The following is a 17,442-nucleotide window of genomic DNA, read 5'->3' on the forward strand; positions in this document are numbered from 1 at the left end:
TCGCCCTTTCACAGGATAAACAAGAGAATATTATCCAATAATTTCACACTCCCCTTTATCGCCTCTCGAAAGGGGGATTAAAAAGGATCAGGAGATTATTTTGGGTCTTGTTAAAAATCAGATATAAATTTTGGTCAACCGAAAAAGGAAGTATTTTACAATTGTCCTTTGTGATCACTTTTTTCTCAGTCCCGATCCTTATCGGGAGCTCAAATATGATTGCCTGGGGTAAATGAGTACAGCGAATGCAAGCCTGGGATATTAATGTGGCAGTAAACGCATGTAAAAAATATTTGGAAGCAATTCTCGTTTGCGTCGGAATAGCAAAAAGTAGATCGTAGGAGGTTAAAAATCTGGGAAATAAAAGTTAGAATAGCTTCGAGTGTTAAAGTTTTTCAATAACAAGGGATGAACCTTGTTATTTTTGCTTGTCCTTTAGCCGGACAGGCTTTTACTTTTTCCTTGGATGAAAAAGTAAACAAAAAATCATTGACAACGTCCTCAATCACCCACAAATAGCTTGTATTCTAAATAAAAAGAACTCGCTACGCTCCAACAGCTTTTTATTTCTAACGAATACTTCACTAAGTGGGTCCCGATCTCCGGACTCAATGTCAAATCCACATTCTCGAAAAATTGCGATCTTTCATATTAAAAGCCTGATTTTAGGAAGGATTCGGGAGTTGAAATAAGATCTTACCCTCTAAAATCTGTCATATTTTGATGGATAGTATTTTTTTTAGAAAACCTCACCCTTTACTTCTCTTCCTGAATAGAAGTAAATATAAAACAAAAAAAAAGATGAATAATACGAAACAGCTATAAGGCTAGCCCCCCTTTATCTCCTCTCGGAAGGGGTATATTAAAAAACTTCGAAGAAAATTTGATGATATTTTAACCCAACAACCTCTCAACCTCAATTTTATCCTTCGCCAACTGTGCTTTTAACTCATCGAGAGAAGCAAACAATTGTTCGTTTCGAATGCGCTGATAAAAATGAATCGTGATATTTTTGAAGTAAATATCTTTATCAAAATCTAAAATGTGAACTTCTATGGATCGATTATCCAATTGATTATTTACAGTTGGTCGTACGCCAATATTCAACATTCCCAAGTACCGTTTGTCATCCACATCTACTTTTACAGCATACACGCCATCTTTGGGTACCAATTTATAACTTTCCTGTGGATCGATATTTGCGGTTGGAAAGCCAATAGTACGTCCTAACTTTTTTCCATTGATAACATCGCCTTTAATAAAAAACCGATACCCCAAATATTTATTCGCCATTTGTATATCGCCCTCGGCAATCGAAGTTCTAACTTTCGTAGAACTTACATTAATAGCATCCATATTGAGCACATCCTGACGCTCAATTTTGAAGTTTAATTGATCGGCAAAAATCTTTAAGTCTTCGTATTTTCCTTCTCGGTTGTGCCCAAAACGATGATCGTACCCAACCACCAGGTATTTCATTCCCAATTGTTTCACCAAAATATTCTCAACAAATTCAACGTAAGTTAATTTGGAAAATTCTTTTGTAAACGGAAAAACGACCAAATGATCGATACCAGCAGCTTCGAGTAATACCTTTTTCTCCTCTAAAGTGTTGATTAATCGCAAGCCATTATCCTCTGGATTTAGCACCAATCGTGGGTGAGGATAAAAAGTGAAAATTACCGTTTCGCCATTCACTTTTTGCGCTAATTCCTGCAAGCGACGAATCACTTTGCGATGTCCAAGGTGAACCCCATCGAAAGTACCAATAGTTACAACTGGATTAATTGCGGAGAATTTTTTTAAATCCGTATATATTTTCATGTGCTGGCAAAATTATCTTATTAAAATATTCTCGTTCCTTCCCCCCTATCGCATCGCTTAATATCGCTAATCAATTGAGAATACCTCTTAATTTGTTACTGCAAAAATATGAAAATTTAAAGAACAAACTTAGCCTAAGCCCAGCGAAATAAATTTCGGACAAATGATTGACCAAAAAAGATGCCTTTATAAGGCAAGTAAGCTACTTCTATTTTGCGGGGAACAAATTAATGCAGAGCCGGAAATTATAATGATTATACAGGAAATTATTAGTAAATTTCCCGCTTAGTTTCCAAATAGAACCAATGAACGTAAACACAGAAAACTATTCCTATGAAAAAATTATTATTAGCCCTGCCAATTCTATTATTATGGGCTTGTAGTCAAAAAGACCTAGTTAAAGTTGAAGGCAAAATTGATAATGCCGCAGGTAAAGTATTGTACTTCGACCGATTAAATACCTCTGGTACCGAAGTATTAGACTCAATTACATTAGATGAAGAAGGTCGATTTAGATTTAAAGAAGAAAGCACCAAACCCGATTTTTATTTATTGCGCCTTTCCAATGGTAAATTAATTACCTTATTAGCAGAGCCTAACGAAAGCGTTCTTGTTTATAGCAAAAGCGAAAATATGGGGAAAGATTATATCGTTGAAGGCTCAAAAGGCTCGAAATTAGTAAAGGAGCTGAATGATAAACTGAACGAAACCAAAGATAAGCTGGAATCAATCCGTAAAGATTTGGAAGAAAAGAAAAACGATGCAGATTACTCTAGCATTTCACAAAATTTGTTGGCCAGCTATGTTGAAACTCTTCAAAGTCAAAGACAATTTTCTATTGATTTTATCATGAAAAATGCCACTTCGCTATCGAGCTATATGGCTTTGTATCAGAAGTTAGACGATAAGACTTTTACTTTGAATGAAAACGGCGACATTCAGTTTGTTAAGATTGTTGCCTCATCGATGAAAGCTTTGTATCCTGAACACGATTACACCAAGGCAATTTTAAGTAATTTGGAGGATCTTGAAAAACGTTTGGGCAACCTAAAAATGTCTCAACTGATTCAAGAAAAAGGAAGTAACTTTCCAGATATTAGCCTTCCAAATGCCAATGGAAAAGAAGTGAGTTTAAGCTCGTTACAAGGAAAATTTATTGTATTAAGCTTTTGGGCATCACAAGATGTTAATTCTCGCAAACAGAATGCTAACTTGAAAAAGGTTTACGATAAATTCAACAAAAAAGGATTGGAAATCTATCAGGTTTCTGTTGATCAGGATGAAAAACTATGGACCAGAGCTATAGAACAAGATCAGTTAAACTGGACCAATGTTTGCGATTTGAAAACTGGTAGTGTAAACGCTACCAGACTATACAACATTCAACAAGTTCCTGCAAACTACCTATTGGATCAAAAAGGAGAAATTGTTGGAAAAAACCTTTTCGGATTGGCTTTAGAGGAAAAAATTGCCCAATACGTGAAGTAAGAAATTAAAATATTAAAGTGCCTAAAGTACCTTTAAGTAGAAATACCAAATTTCGTTACTTTTGTACTTTAGGCACTTTAAGTACTTGAATATTTGATATGAACGAAAAGAAAAAAATATACTTTGCATCGGATGTACATTTGGGAGCTCCTGCTTTACGAAACAATCGCGAACGCGAAAAACTATTTGTAAAGTGGCTCGATTGGGTTAAAGATGATGCGGAATGCATTTACCTGATGGGAGATATTTTTGATTTTTGGTTTGAATACAAGCGTGCAGTGCCAAGAGGATTTACACGTGTATTGGGTAAAATTGCAGCAATTACCGACTCTGGTATTCCTGTGCATTTTTTTACCGGCAATCACGACATTTGGGTATTCGATTATTTACCTACCGAAGTTGGCGTAATTGTTCATCGGGATATCGTGAAAACGGAAATTAAAGGCAAAAAATTCTTTCTTGGACATGGCGATGGACTGGGACCTTTCGATAAAAATTACAAAATTCTAAAGAAAATATTTACCAGTCCTTTTTTACAATGGTCCTTTGCCCGTATTCATCCTAACTTATCGATTTGGTTAGCTCACAAATGGTCGGGACACAGCAGACTTAGAGATGGAAAAGTAGAGGCCGATGATTATCGTGGAGAGGACAAAGAATGGTTGGTGCTTTTTGCTAAGGATGAACTGAAAAAAGAACATTTCGACTACTTTGTTTTTGGGCACAGGCATTGGCCATCGGATGTTGATTTGAATGGAAAAAGCAGATACATTAATACCGGCGATTGGGTTACTCATTTTACCTATGCGGTGTTTGATGGCGAAAATATGGAAGTGAAGGAGTACGAAAAACCAAAAATTGGCTACTAAGGAAAACAAAATACTAAACACTTAGAACACAAAGGGTTTTCGCGAAGACAAAAAAGAATAAAACGCTTCATCTCATAAACCAATGTAAAGATGTAGCATACTGGGTTGCTACAAATAGAATATAAAAAATGGAAATATTATACATCGCAATCGGAATTGCTAAAGGATTAATTATTGCTTGGTTAATTTTGCGAAAAAGGGTTGCGCATCAAGCAGTGCTTCATCGTGAAGAGTTATTGAAACAGGAGAATGCTTTTATTACCGAAAAAAGTGGGCTTTCGCACCAACTTTCGGTTTTGGAAGAACGTGCCAGTAACCTGCTAAAAGAAAAAACAGACTTAAATGAGGCTGTGAATGTTGAGCGCCTAAAGAATGAAAATATGACTCGCTCTGTTTCTATATCCGCCACCGAGCGAAAAAATTTGGAAGAACGATTAACGACTCAAAAGCAAGAGCTGGAAGAACTTCAGAAAAAATTCACCACCGAATTTGAAAACATCGCCACCAAAATACTAAAGGAGAACACAAAAGAGTTTACTTCTTCGAACCAGAAGAATATGAGCGATATAATGAGCCCGATTAAGGAGAAACTAATGTCGTTTGAAAAAAAGGTGGAGGAAACTTACGATCGCGAATTGCGCGATAAAATTAGTTTGAAGGAAGAGGTGAAAAAGCTTTACGATCTGAATTCGAAAATTAGTGATGAAGCCAATAACCTAACCAAAGCTTTAAAAGGCGATGTAAAAAAACAAGGAAATTGGGGCGAAGTAGTTTTAGAACGAATTTTAGAACGATCGGGTTTAACCAAAGGACAGGAATACGATCGTGAGGTGGTGATGCAAAACAGCGAAGGACAAACCATTCGGCCTGACGTAATTATTCATCTTCCCGAAGAAAAACATGTGATTGTAGATTCGAAAGTATCGCTGATTGCTTATGAGCGATATGTAAACTCGATTGGGGACGTGGATGCTGAGAAATTCCAAAAGGAACACATTGTTTCGATGAAAGCTCATGTGAAAGAATTGGCCGAAAAGCATTACCAAAGTTCGAGTTCTTTAAACTCTCCGGATTTTGTATTGATGTTTATGCCAATAGAATCGTCGTTTGCGATGGCCGTTCAGTACGATCAGGAGCTTTTTAACTATGCTTGGGACAATAAAATTGTAATTGTGAGTCCTTCGACTTTGCTGGCAACTTTACGAACTATTGCTTCGATCTGGAAACAGGAACAACAAAACAGAAACGTGCTGGAAATTGCCAAACAAGGTGGTTTGCTTTACGACAAATTTGTTGGTTTTGTGGAGGATATGATAAAGTTGGGAAACCAGATGGAGACCTCGAAGAAAAGCTATCTGGATGCAATGAAAAAACTATATGATGGTAGCGGAAACATGGTTCGAAGAGCTGAAAACATTCGCGAATTGGGTGCCAAAGTAAAAAAGAAACTGCCTCAATCTTTAATCGATAGAATGAACGATACCGAAGCAATTGCTGAATAATTCACGCTATTAAAAATATATAAAATGGGTTGCGATGGGTCGTAACCCTTTTTTTGTATCAATAAATAAAAGGCAAACGTGCTGTAAGCCCTAAATCTGCTGACTGATTTTACATCAGGAGGGTCATTTATGCATCAGGAAACCCAAATTGAGCAACAGGAGACCTAAATCGAGCAACAGGAGCAACATTTTACCAACAGGAGACTCAAATCGAGCAACAGGAGCAACATTTTACCAACAGGAGACTCAAATCGAGCAACAGGAGCACCATTTTACCAACAGAAGACTCAAATCGAGCAACAGAAGTATAGAAGCATCCATCAGGAATCAATTCGCCCGATAGGCATTCTAAATTTTCGTTTTTACCTACCAAAATATACCAAAGTCAGTTGCAATACTCCGAATATCACTCTCCTTTTTGCAAAAAAAATAAAGCCATGTAAAATAATCAACTTGTTTCTTTTGTTTAGGGATTATTGTTTTGTAGATTCATTGGCGGAAAGTGCATTGGTGTGCTTTACACTTACGTTACCAATAATTATTAATTGCAAAAATGAAAGCTTTTTTCATATTCGTATTTGTTTCAATTTCAAGTGGATTGGTTTATAGTCAAACCAATGATAGATCATTTAATTTAGTTCGAGACATTGAAAAATTCTCTGAATTAATGACGGAATTAGACACCATAATTGTTTACTCGAATTTGAGTATATGCCATGGTGAACGATATGAGAAAGACATTATAACTAAAAAGAATGATAGTGTATTTATTCAAGTTTCAATAAATGATGATTTTGATGGAAACGTTGATTACGAAAAACGAATATACGAGTATGATAAGTCAGACAGTTTGAATTTTGAAACCCTTTATTTTAAATTGCAAAAACATACTATTCCAGACCATCAGCCTTCTTTAAGATTTGAAATAATTCACAATAGAAAAGACACATTAAATCTTTTCACATACGGACTAATGGACATTATTGACGTTTCACGCTTCATTGCGAAAATTAAGAATCAGATCTATTTTGATAAAGGTTATTATAAACCTCTTATAATCCCCAAAGAACCAGTGACATTACCTGATTCTGCAAAAAATGATTCAATTCTGTTTGATGATTTGGAGCGGTTATTTGAGGATAAAAAATAACACTTGGCAAAAACGAAATTATCAGGGACGATAATACACAGTTTGATAGTTTAGTTCAATTAATCCCGACGAGTCGGAGCCAGCAATACCCTTAAAACATCTCCATAAAAAAAAGGATGTCCAAAAAGTTCAATCTTATTGTCATTCTGAGCTTGTCGAAGAATTTTTATCTTTGAAAAACAGATGTTTCGACTTCGCTCAACATGACGTTTTCGAGTGAAATTTTACTTTTTGGACATCCTCACAGATTAAATATTTTCCAAGGCACCACCAATTAAGCCTTTTAATTTTTCGATATTTTCGATACCAACTGATAATCGAATAACACCTGGCAGTGGATATTTTGCTCCCCAAACAGGTTCAACCGGCAGTAAAATGGTATCAACTTCGCCCAGTGTTGGAACCAATGGAATGGTTTCTTCCAAAGCTGCAATAAAGCGATCGCATTTCTCTCTTTTATCCTCATCAGAAACGCCTTTTATATCGAAGGTAATCATTCCACCAAAGCCTTTATCGGCAAACAAAGCCACAGCCTCTTTTCGGGTTGGATGAGATTCTAATCCAGGATATAAAACGGTTTCAATTTTAGGATGTTGCTCCATAAACTGCGCCAATTCCAAAGCATTCTTACAATGTTGATCGAAGCGTAATTCGAAACTTTTTAGTTGTGTTCCCAACCGGTAAGCATCATCAGGACTTAAGAAGTGACCTGCCCATTTGCGATATTCGATGGCTTCTTTCAGTAGCTCCTTATCGTTACCACAAATTACTCCGGCAGTAATATTTCCATGTCCGCTCAAATATTTAGTTACCGAATGAATGACCAAATCGGCACCATCCATCAAAGGTTTCCATAAATAAGGCGTTCCAAAAGTATTGTCGACAATTATTTTCGCTTTGTACTGCTTGGCCAAAGCCATAATTCGTTTTACATCGGCAACAATCAGCATTGGATTCGAGACCGCTTCGAAATACAAAAATTCTGGTTGAATCTCTTTTAGCATTCGCTCGAGTTCTACAAAGTCGTATAAACCTTCCTTGGCATAAAAGCGGTGTACATCTAAATTTCTTCTTTTGATTAGAACCGTATCGATAAAGGAATTGGTGCCTCCATAAATTTCATGAAAAAACAGCCAAGGACGAGTTGCTGCTCCTTGCTGAAAAACGGATACTGCAACATCAATAGCAGCCATTCCTGTTTCTACCAACAAAGCCCAATTGCATCCTTCCAACTCCATAATCTGCTTCTCGGTAGCTACAACGGTTGGGTTTCTATATCTGGAATAGATATAGTCGTCTGGCTCATGATTATTTGCTGCTTCGGCAGAAAAAGCCGCCTGAGCTCGTTTTGAGTTTTGTAAATTAAAGCCAGCTTCGCGGTAAAGTGGCGTGTGCGATGCGTTGATTTCTTTTTTCTTCATTGTATTGTGGTTTGACGTATATTAATTTCTAACTACCCCTAAATCCCCTGAAGGGGACTATCCCAGTTGGGTAACAATTTATCTTTTTTAAGCCCCTTTAGGGGTTTGGGGTATTGAAACTTTAAAACACCCCTCTCCCTGTCGGGATCTCCCATCAAAAAGGGAGAACTCTCAAACTCTATCTTTTTATTACTTTTACCTTACCCCTTTTACCTTTCTCCTTTAGCAATTCATTCAATTCTTTCTCTGGCGTGATTACATCCGATTCATAGTAAAACTCTGATCGATCGATGATTTCACCAATAAATAAGATGACTAAAGAAACCGGCAAGCTCAATGCTAATTGCAAATCCAAAAGAACATATGGAATTAACAAACAAAGAATTCGTATGCTGGATAGAACTGGAAAGTAGTTCTCCTTTTTCTTTCTCAAACTTATTTTTCTCCAAATGTATAAACTTCCTTTTAGTAGAAGAATCAATTCTACTAAAATTGGCATTTCGATTAGCCACGCAAAAAATAGGATTCCTGTTAAACTTACCATTCCAGAATGAACCACAAGTTCATCTTTTCGCGTGAGGAATTTATAGACCATATCTACCGAAATCAGACTGAAAATTCCAAAGGCCATGGCTACATAAGCAAGCATCTGGTTTTGAGTGATGATTTGTAAACCTGTTAATCCCAAGAATGCAGAGAAAGAGAAAATCTCACGACTTAGCCAAGAGCCTTTTAGGTTGAGGATGAATCGCCACATGCGCCACTTCTTGCCAATATGCAAAGAGGTTAAGGCGATAGCCAAAATCGAAATTACAGCAAAAGGAACTAATGGCATTTCTATCATTCCAAATAGATGTGCTGCCTGCCAACTCACTAATCCGGCAACGGCCAAGGTGAACAATACCAGTGTCCATTCTTTATCTAACGAGACTTTCGATTTTATTTTTGGCAGATAACTTTCTAATTTTTCCGCACTAATTTCCACTGCATCTATATTTTCTATTGCCGGAGTAGAATGCTCTTCCCGCAAAGGAATTAGCTGAATGGATGGTTTGATTCCCATATTTACAAAACCAGGAGTAAGATAATTCTCCTCAATGACATCTTCCCGGCCGAACGACAAGGCGCCAACCGGACAAGCATCTACACATGCTGGATTTTTTCCCTCAGAGATTCGATCGACACAAAAATTGCATTTCTCAACAATTTTAGTGCTTTCGTTAAATTTTGGGGCATCGTACGGACAAGCCCAAGTACAATAGGTACAACCAATGCAAGCCTCGGCATGATGAATAATAGCGCCAGTTTTTTCATCACGGCTGTAAGCCAGTGCCGGACAATTTTTCATGCAAGGTGCATCTTCGCAATGATTGCAGGCCAATGAAAAATGAAAGACTGGTAAACCAGGATGCTTAATTTTATTGTGACAGTTTACTTCCCGCCAATTCACCAATAGATCTGTGCCGTTTTCGATGCTGCAACCTGCAACGCAAGCCATACAGCCAACACATTTATTTACGTCAAATATGAATGAGTTCTTTTCCATATTATTTTACTTCCATTTCATTGTAAAAGATCCACCTATTTCGTCGCATACAGCAATACAACCACTATTAAGATTTACCATTGCGACGATTTAATTTACATCTACAATACCACGGGTTTCACCCATGGCTATTTATGTTGAATCCCTCCGGGATATTTGAAACAATTATCAACTTTAGAAACCTTTGATCTCTTATTAATTACTACCTATTAATTTTTCTTATCTCAAGCCAAGTATTGTGAAAGGCTGTTCCGTGCCCAATATCTGTTTCTTTTCCTGTGGTGAACAAATTCGGAGCGGCACCATTTATGCCCCAATGTCCGTTGGTAAGCACCACATTTCCTTGCCGTAAACCCAAATCGAACTGCACTCTTACTTTCGACTTTCCTTGATGGTTAAACATTTCTACCTGCTCTAAATTCGAGATTCCTCTGTCCTCTGCATCCAAGGGGTGAACGTACAAATAGGCTTCAGGTTCGAATTGTTTGATGACCTCTAAATTTCCAAATTGCGAATGAATTCTATTTTTAGAATTGGGGGATATCAACTGCAAAGGAAATTCATGTTGAACAGGCAATGGCACATAATCGGGCAAAGCATCAATGCCCCACAAGTTAGGAGCCTGCTCGCTATACAATTCTATTTTGCCCGATGGAGTTGGAAATTGATGATCGGCAAATGGAATTTCCTCGAAAGAATTCGCCAATTGCGGTCCTTTTTTTAATTCCTCCAAACTCAATTCGGGAAATTTCGCTAAAAAAGTATTCAAATATTCTTCAACGGCCTCATCTGTAGGCTCAGGAAGGTTTTTACTGATTGCATCCTCATCCATGCCCAAACGCTTGGCCAGCAGGTAATATATTTCTGTTTCAGGCTTTACTTCGCCGGCAGGCTCGAGTACCTTTTGTTTTAATTGAACGTAAGGATTCCAGTAAGAACCGATAATATCCGATTGCTCGAACATGTTCTTAGCTGGCAATACGATATCTGCTTCATAAGCCGTATCGGTCATGAATTGCTCTACCACCACGCGAAAATCTGCTTTGCGAAATGCCTTACGAATGGAATTGGTATCCGGATTTTGCGAAAGAGGATTTCCTCGTTCCACCCAAATAAATTTCACTTCTGGATCTTTGATATTTAATAAATCGTTGCCCAATGTTGCCATAGCTATTTTTCGACGGAAACTAGGATGCTCACAACCTGGAAAGTACGATTCTGGTTCCTTTAAATCGTCGAAAACATAGCTTTGCAAATTGGCATAATGCCAACAAGCTCCTGGTTTGCCAATATTTCCTGTGATCACCGAAAGGGCCAATAAACAACGAGTTGTCTGACCGCCATTTTCGTATCGTTGCAAGCCATAACCCGGAATCAAGGTCATGGGTTTAATGGTTCCTATTTGCTTGGCTAAGTTGCGAATAGCCTCTTCCGAGATTCGGCAAATCTGCGATACCTTTTCTAATGTATAAGCTTCTACCCGCTCTTTAAACTGCTCGAAACCCAATACATATTGCGTTATAAATTCGTGATCGATCCAATCATTTTTGATGATTTCGCGAGCCAAACCCAAAGCCAAAGCTCCATCGGTTCCCGATTTTATTTGAAATAAAGAATTTGCTCGTTCGGTAGATGGCGTTCTTCTTGGGTCGATAACCACAAATTGTGCGCCTTTCTCCTGTGCCTTTTCAATAGGCATCATCTCCTGAATATTGGTTTCAACAGGATTTTTTCCCCATAAAACAATCAATTTTGCATGCTCTAAATCCCAAGGCGCATTGTGCTTGTTCGCGCCCATTGTTAATCGGGTAGCTTCCAATCCTGCCGGCCAACATAGGTTACCATAGGTGGTGGTTGCTCCTCCGAATAGTTTCCAGAAACTGGTGCTCACCCCATTTAACAATCCCGACATGCCACTTGCTGCAAAATACAAGATGGAATGAGGACCGAAATTTTCTTTGCAATGGCTTAGTTTTTCGGCGATGGTATTTAAAGCTTCCTCCCAAGAAATACGTTCGTATTTTCCCGTAGCTACACGCTTTTGCGGATACAAAATCCGGTTTTTGGAATTGGCTCGCTCTACATAAGCCAAACCTTTAATGCAAGGGCCTTCGGGGGTTGCCCGATTTCCTGCATGAGCTTCGATACCGGTAACCTGATTGTTTTCTACCCGAACTTTTATGCTACAAGTACTATAACAGTTTCGCGGACAAGCAGAGGAAATTAGTTTCATGAAAGAGATTCGTTAAATTCTGCGAAAAATTACTCAAAAAAATAATAAAAACCTTACATCAATGCTATCTAACAATCCTCTGCCTGAAGCCAGAGGCAATAGATGAACAACATCGGATCTTTTTCGTCGCGGAAGACCATTTCTTCTCCTATCAACCAATTCTTCGCGACGGATTTACAAACCCGAATTAATCCCAAGGCCTTGCCCTCGGCTGAAATATTTATGCCTTTCAGGCAATGCAATCAAATATTTTTACAATCCTCTGCCTGAAGCCAGAGGCAATAGATGAACAACATCAGATCTTTTTCGTCGCGGAAGTATATTTGTTCTCCTATCAACCGATAATCCGCGACTTTTTTAAATCCTCGGGTTAAAACCCGAGGCAATACATGAGGCAATTTATCAACAAAAATAAATTATCAAATAATCACACAATGATTCTCATACCCTTTTGTCCCCTGCTTTAGCTGGGGCAATATATTTTTACAATCCTCTGTCTGAAGCCAGAGGCAATAGATGAACAACATCGGATTTTTTTCGTCGCGGAAGTCCATTTCTTCTCCTATCAACCAATTCTTCGCGACGGATTTACAAATCCAAATTAATCCCAGGGCCTTGCCCTCGGCTGAAATATTTATGCCTTTCAGGCAATGCATTCAAATATTTTTACAATCCTCTGGCTGAAGCCAAAGGCAATAGATGAACAACATCGATTTTTTTTCGTCGCGGAAGTCCATTTCTTCTCCTATCAACCAATTCTTCGCGACTTTTTTAAATCCTCGGGTTAAAACCCGAGGCAATACATGAGGCAATTTATCAACAAAAATAAATTATCAAATAATCACACAATGATTCTCATACCCTTTTGTCCCCTGCTTTAGCTGGGGCAATATATTTTTACAATCCTCTGTCTGAAGCCAGAGGCAATAGATGAACAACATCGGATTTTTTTCGTCGCGGAAGTCCATTTCTTCTCCTATCAACCAATTCTTCGCGACTTTTTTAAATCCTCGGGTTAAAACCCGAGGCAATACATGAGGCAATTTATCAACAAAAATAAATTATCAAATAATCACACAATGATTCTCATACCCTTTTGTCCCCTGCTTTAGCTGGGGCAATATATTTTATCAATCCTCTGCCTGAAGCCAGAGGCAATAGATGAACAACATCAGATCTTTTTCGTCGCGGAAGTCCATTTCTTCTCCTATCAACCAATTCTTCGCGACTTTTTAAATCCTCGGGTTAAAACCCGAGGCAATACATGAGGCAATTTATCAACAAAAATAAATTATCAAATAATCACACAATGATTCTCATACCCTTTTGTCCCCTGCTTTAGCTGGGGCAATATATTTTATCAATCCTCAGGCTGAAGCCAGAGGCAAATAATGAATTTACAAAAGATCTAGATTCATCAATTGTCCCTTACTTTAGCTAGGGCAATCTGCATACACATTTTCAAAATCCTCGGGTTGAAACCCGAGGCAATACATGAGGCAAAGCATAAAACATCCAATAATTATCCATAAATCACACAATAATTCTCATGTTCTTTACCCCCTGCTTTAGCTGGGGTTTTTCTCAAGCCTCCACAAGCATTTCTGCTTTCACAATATCAGCCAAACGTTCCACTCCGGCAATTGCTTTTTCGTTGTTTACGTAGGAGAAATTTAGTCGAATGGTATTTTTTCCACCGCCGTCGCAATAGAACACATTTCCGGTTACAAAAGCTACCTTTTTTTCGATCGCTTTATGGAAAAGCTCCAAAGCATCCATGTGTTCGGGTAGTGTAATGAATAGGAACATTCCTCCTTCGGGACGAGTCCATTTTATTTCTTTAGGCATGTGCTTTTCCAACTGCTCCAACATCACATCTCTACGCTGATGGTATAAATCGATTGTCTTTTGCAGATTTTCTTCGAACACTCCTGAATTCATATAGCGAACTGCGATTTTTTGCACAAATGTTGGGGTGCACAAATCAGCCGATTGTTTGGCTACCACAATTTTTTCGTTCACATCTTTTGGTCCCAATACCCATCCAATACGGAATCCTGGAGCAAATATTTTTGAGAAAGTACCCAAAGTAATTACATGATTATCCTGATCTAACTGATACATTAAGCGCTGTGGTTTTCCTTCGAATCGTACTTCTCGATACGGACAATCTTCCACTATTAACACATCGTACTGATGAGCCAAAGCAATAATTTCTAAACGGCGAGATTCGGGCATGGTGATTCCTGTTGGATTTTGAAAATCAGGAATTACGTAGATAAATTTTGGCTTAATGCCATGTTGCTTTAGTTCTTCCAGCTTGGCTTCTAAAAGGGTGGCACTCATGCCCTGCTCATCCATTGGCACGCCTTCCATTTTAGCTCCGTAAGCCTGAAATGCACCTATTCCACCCAGATAAGATGGCAAGCCACAAATCACAACATCTCCCTGATTTACAAAAACTTTCCCGACCAAATCTAATCCTTGCTGCGATCCGGTAGTAACAATCAAATTATCTAAAGAACATTGAATTCCCTCGGCACGATACTTTTTTACAAGCACTTCTCTTAACTCACTTACCCCTTCGGTAGCATCGTATTGTAAAACTGCAGCTCCTTCTTCGCGCAACATATCCGAAACAATACTGTCCAGTGCATCAACCGGAAAAGATTCTGGTGCCGGGAGTCCTCCAGCAAATGAAATAATCTCGGGATTTTGAGTCAGCTTCAAAATTTCACGAATAGCTGAACGTTTGTTATTATTACTGATTTGAGAAAAAGTTCCTTTTAAATCGCTGATCATATTTTTATAATTATGAATTGTTTAAATCTTATTATTGTGAGTCTCACTTAAAGTGAGGCCCTCAGTCTTTCCTTAATTTACCCCTAAATCCCCTAAAGGGGACTTATCGCTTCGGTTAAAGCTCTCTGCAATATTGAGGTAAAAGCCCCTTTAGGGGTTTGGGGTATTATAAAAACACCCCTCTGTCCTTCGTCCCGAATTTTGGGATCCCCTAAAGAAGGGAGAATTTTAAATTCATCATCCTATTTCAATTTTAGAATCTTCCCTTTTTAAGGGGAAGTGCCTACAGACTAAAGGGTGTAATTCTGAATTCTTAATTACTAATTGATAATTGATAACTCTTAATTAATTAAAGCCACTGTTTGCGCATGCGAGCCCATTTCTTGTCGCGATGTTCCGTTACGCATTGAATATCTTCATCGGTCATGTGCTTGAATCGGCCCTGCTTTTTCAGATAATCTTTTACAGAAGCAAATTCTTTCGGATTGCGGTTCAATTTGTATTCGCCATCCTCATATTCTGCTAAAAATATCAGACCACAGTCTACAGCATCTTTTGCAATTTCGATAGATGTTTCGGTGGGTGTTCCCCAACCCGTAGGACAGGATGCATACACATGAATAAAAGTTGCGCCTTTGGTGTGCTTGGCTTTGTTCACCTTATTCATAAAATCCTGAGGATAACCAATACTCGCTGTTGCAGCATAAGCAATATCATGCGCAGCAATAATCTCGAACAAATTCTTTTTATGCGTGATGGTTCCGGGTAGATTCTCCCCTGCAGGCGTAGTGGTAGTTTTAGTTCCGTAAGGAGTCAAACCACTTTTCTGAATTCCGGTATTCATATAAGCCTCGTTGTCGTAGCAGATGTACAAAACATCATCGTTACGATCAATCATTCCTGAAAGAGCCTGAAACCCGATATCGGCAGTTCCACCATCGCCGGCAAACACCACTGTTTTCACATCTTTTTGTCCCAAAGCCTTGGCTCCTGCAGCAATTCCCGATGCCATACTTGCAGCACCCGGAAAGGTAGTAATCAAGGCATTGGTATTGAATGCCATTTGTGGATAAATAAATCCTACCGCCGACATACATCCGGCTGGTAAAGCGGTATAGGTGCGCTCACCCAAAACTTTTAGTGCCAAACGAACGGCAACACTTCCACCACATCCGGCGCAAGCCTTATGACCATAGAAGTATTCCTTCTCGGTCATGTTTTTTGCATTCACTTTTGGGATATCTACTAGATTAGTCATTGCTTTCTACATTTAGGCTAAAAAATTCTACTTTCTCTTCACTCTTATTTTTTACTCCGAAAAATAGCTTCTCGAACATTTCTTCAATCTCCTCTTTGGTGATATCTCGACCACCCAAACCACCAACAAAATTGCTTTTGTAAACGTACTTGTCGATTTTCGAAATTGCTGAGTTCACATTGGTATAAACCGTTCCCTCGTATCCGAAAGAAATATCTTTATCGATAACGCCAATTGCATGTACCCGTCGCGCCAAATCTTTCACTTCAGTCTCTGGAAACGGGCGCATGTAACGAATCTTTAACAAACCAACCTTTTTGCCTGCTGCGCGCATTTTATCGACCACCACACGAATGGTTCCGCAAACACTACCTAAAGCTACCAATACCACTTCGGCATCATCGCAACGGTACTCTTCCACCATATCGTAGTACTTACGGCCAAACTTTTCTGCAAATTCCTGATCTACATCGCGAATTACGTCGATTGCCTTAAACATGGCTTCGTTTTGCTGATACTTGAATTCAGTATTGTCATCGGGTTTCGAGCTGAATCCTAAATTTTTAGGCTCTTCGAACGACATCTTGTTGGGTGTCTCGAAAACAGGAAGAAATTCATCCACCATTTTTTGCTCCGGGATATCAACCAACTCGTAAGTGTGAGTGAGAATAAAACCATCCAAATTCACCATCATTGGTGTCAGTACATCCTTATGCTCTGCAATTTTGTATGCCTGAATCATCATATCCAAAGCTTCCTGTGCATCTTCCACATAAACCTGAATCCATCCGCAATCTAACAGGGAAAGGGAATCGCGCTGATCGCCGTAAATACTCCATGGCAAAGCAACCGATCGGTTGGCATTCATCATTACCACCGGCCAACGACCACCACTGCAATAGTGCAATCCTTCGGCCATGTATAACAAGCCCTGCGATGATGATGCGGTAAATGTTCTGGCTCCAACTGCACTTGCTCCCATTGTTGCCGAAATAGCCGAGTGCTCCGACTCTACGTGCATGTATATGCCATCCATCTCGCCTGCTTCTACCATTTCGGAAAGTCGCTCGACAGTGATGGTTTGCGGGGTGATTGGGTAAGCAGCAATTACATGCGGACGACATAATTTTACGCCCTGAGCTACTGCCTCATCTCCTGATATGAATATTTTATTTGTTTTCATTTTCTGTTTGTTAATTGGTCATTAATTGACTGGGTTTTGCTTTAAACACCCCTCTCCCTGTCGGGATCTCCCCTTAAAAAGGGAGAAAACTTCAAATAAACTTTTGTAGAACTTGAAGCTTTTAACTTGGGGCTTGGAGCTTTAAAAACACCCCTCTCCCTATCGC

11 protein-coding genes are annotated in these 17,442 nt (G+C 38.8%); 4 read left to right on the plus strand and 7 right to left on the minus strand.

Going from position 1 to position 17,442, the window contains the following annotated elements; translation table 11 throughout:
- Positions 1-894: 894 nt before the first annotated feature.
- Positions 895-1,824, minus strand: a complete 930-nt coding sequence (locus BZG02_RS02545) for a bifunctional riboflavin kinase/FAD synthetase (RefSeq protein ID WP_101259833.1) — start codon at positions 1,822-1,824, stop codon at positions 895-897.
- 333 nt (positions 1,825-2,157) lie between these two features.
- On the opposite strand from BZG02_RS02545, the gene BZG02_RS02550 reads away from it, so the two are divergent.
- The 4 genes from BZG02_RS02550 to BZG02_RS02565 all read left to right on the plus strand — a co-directional run bounded on the left by BZG02_RS02550 (position 2,158) and on the right by BZG02_RS02565 (position 6,833).
- Positions 2,158-3,312 carry a TlpA disulfide reductase family protein gene (locus BZG02_RS02550; RefSeq protein ID WP_101259834.1) on the plus strand — a complete coding sequence of 385 codons (1,155 nt, stop codon included), beginning with the start codon at positions 2,158-2,160 and terminating at the stop codon, positions 3,310-3,312.
- Between the two features lie 98 nt (positions 3,313-3,410).
- Positions 3,411-4,181 (plus strand): UDP-2,3-diacylglucosamine diphosphatase, encoded by a 771-nt coding sequence (locus BZG02_RS02555; protein WP_101259835.1) that lies wholly within the window; start codon positions 3,411-3,413, stop codon positions 4,179-4,181.
- 128 nt (positions 4,182-4,309) lie between these two features.
- The gene (locus tag BZG02_RS02560) at positions 4,310-5,683 is read left to right on the plus strand and encodes a DNA recombination protein RmuC (RefSeq protein WP_101259836.1); all 1,374 of its coding nucleotides are present in this window, start codon (positions 4,310-4,312) and stop codon (positions 5,681-5,683) included.
- Positions 5,684-6,236: 553 nt separating this feature from the next.
- The gene (locus BZG02_RS02565; RefSeq protein ID WP_101259837.1) at positions 6,237-6,833 is read left to right on the plus strand and encodes a hypothetical protein; all 597 of its coding nucleotides are present in this window, start codon (positions 6,237-6,239) and stop codon (positions 6,831-6,833) included.
- 248 nt (positions 6,834-7,081) lie between these two features.
- On the opposite strand, the gene BZG02_RS02570 is transcribed toward BZG02_RS02565, so the two are convergent.
- The 6 genes from BZG02_RS02570 to BZG02_RS02600 form a co-directional block, all read right to left on the minus strand.
- The gene (locus BZG02_RS02570) at positions 7,082-8,254 is read right to left on the minus strand and encodes a trans-sulfuration enzyme family protein (RefSeq protein WP_101259838.1); all 1,173 of its coding nucleotides are present in this window, start codon (positions 8,252-8,254) and stop codon (positions 7,082-7,084) included.
- Between the two features lie 178 nt (positions 8,255-8,432).
- Entirely contained in the window at positions 8,433-9,800 is a 1,368-nt protein-coding gene (locus BZG02_RS02575) for a 4Fe-4S dicluster domain-containing protein (RefSeq protein WP_101259839.1), read from the minus strand.
- A gap of 202 nt (positions 9,801-10,002) precedes the next feature.
- A complete protein-coding gene (locus BZG02_RS02580; protein ID WP_101259840.1) occupies positions 10,003-12,033 on the minus strand; it encodes a molybdopterin-containing oxidoreductase family protein in 2,031 nt (676 codons plus the stop codon).
- Positions 12,034-13,617: 1,584 nt separating this feature from the next.
- Positions 13,618-14,835: an aminotransferase-like domain-containing protein gene (locus BZG02_RS02590; RefSeq protein WP_101259842.1), complete on the minus strand. Its 1,218-nt coding sequence runs from the start codon at positions 14,833-14,835 to the stop codon at positions 13,618-13,620.
- Between the two features lie 349 nt (positions 14,836-15,184).
- Positions 15,185-16,093: a thiamine pyrophosphate-dependent enzyme gene (locus BZG02_RS02595; protein ID WP_101259843.1), complete on the minus strand. Its 909-nt coding sequence runs from the start codon at positions 16,091-16,093 to the stop codon at positions 15,185-15,187.
- Positions 16,086-17,276, minus strand: coding sequence for a pyruvate ferredoxin oxidoreductase (locus BZG02_RS02600; RefSeq protein ID WP_101259844.1), 1,191 nt, complete (start codon positions 17,274-17,276; stop codon positions 16,086-16,088). The genes BZG02_RS02595 and BZG02_RS02600 overlap by 8 nt, the downstream gene beginning before the upstream one ends.
- Between the last annotated feature and the right edge of the window lie 166 nt (positions 17,277-17,442).

The organism is Labilibaculum filiforme (assembly GCF_002843315.1).
Lineage (GTDB): Bacteria > Bacteroidota > Bacteroidia > Bacteroidales > Marinifilaceae > Labilibaculum > Labilibaculum filiforme.

Coding starts and splice junctions, on each gene's coding strand:
- BZG02_RS02545 (WP_101259833.1), bottom strand. CDS start 1,824: ATGAAAATATATACGGATTTAAAAAAATTCTCCGCAATTAATCCAGTT.
- BZG02_RS02550 (WP_101259834.1), top strand. CDS start 2,158: ATGAAAAAATTATTATTAGCCCTGCCAATTCTATTATTATGGGCTTGT.
- BZG02_RS02555 (WP_101259835.1), top strand. CDS start 3,411: ATGAACGAAAAGAAAAAAATATACTTTGCATCGGATGTACATTTGGGA.
- BZG02_RS02560 (WP_101259836.1), top strand. CDS start 4,310: ATGGAAATATTATACATCGCAATCGGAATTGCTAAAGGATTAATTATT.
- BZG02_RS02565 (WP_101259837.1), top strand. CDS start 6,237: ATGAAAGCTTTTTTCATATTCGTATTTGTTTCAATTTCAAGTGGATTG.
- BZG02_RS02570 (WP_101259838.1), bottom strand. CDS start 8,254: ATGAAGAAAAAAGAAATCAACGCATCGCACACGCCACTTTACCGCGAA.
- BZG02_RS02575 (WP_101259839.1), bottom strand. CDS start 9,800: ATGGAAAAGAACTCATTCATATTTGACGTAAATAAATGTGTTGGCTGT.
- BZG02_RS02580 (WP_101259840.1), bottom strand. CDS start 12,033: ATGAAACTAATTTCCTCTGCTTGTCCGCGAAACTGTTATAGTACTTGT.
- BZG02_RS02590 (WP_101259842.1), bottom strand. CDS start 14,835: ATGATCAGCGATTTAAAAGGAACTTTTTCTCAAATCAGTAATAATAAC.
- BZG02_RS02595 (WP_101259843.1), bottom strand. CDS start 16,093: ATGACTAATCTAGTAGATATCCCAAAAGTGAATGCAAAAAACATGACC.
- BZG02_RS02600 (WP_101259844.1), bottom strand. CDS start 17,276: ATGAAAACAAATAAAATATTCATATCAGGAGATGAGGCAGTAGCTCAG.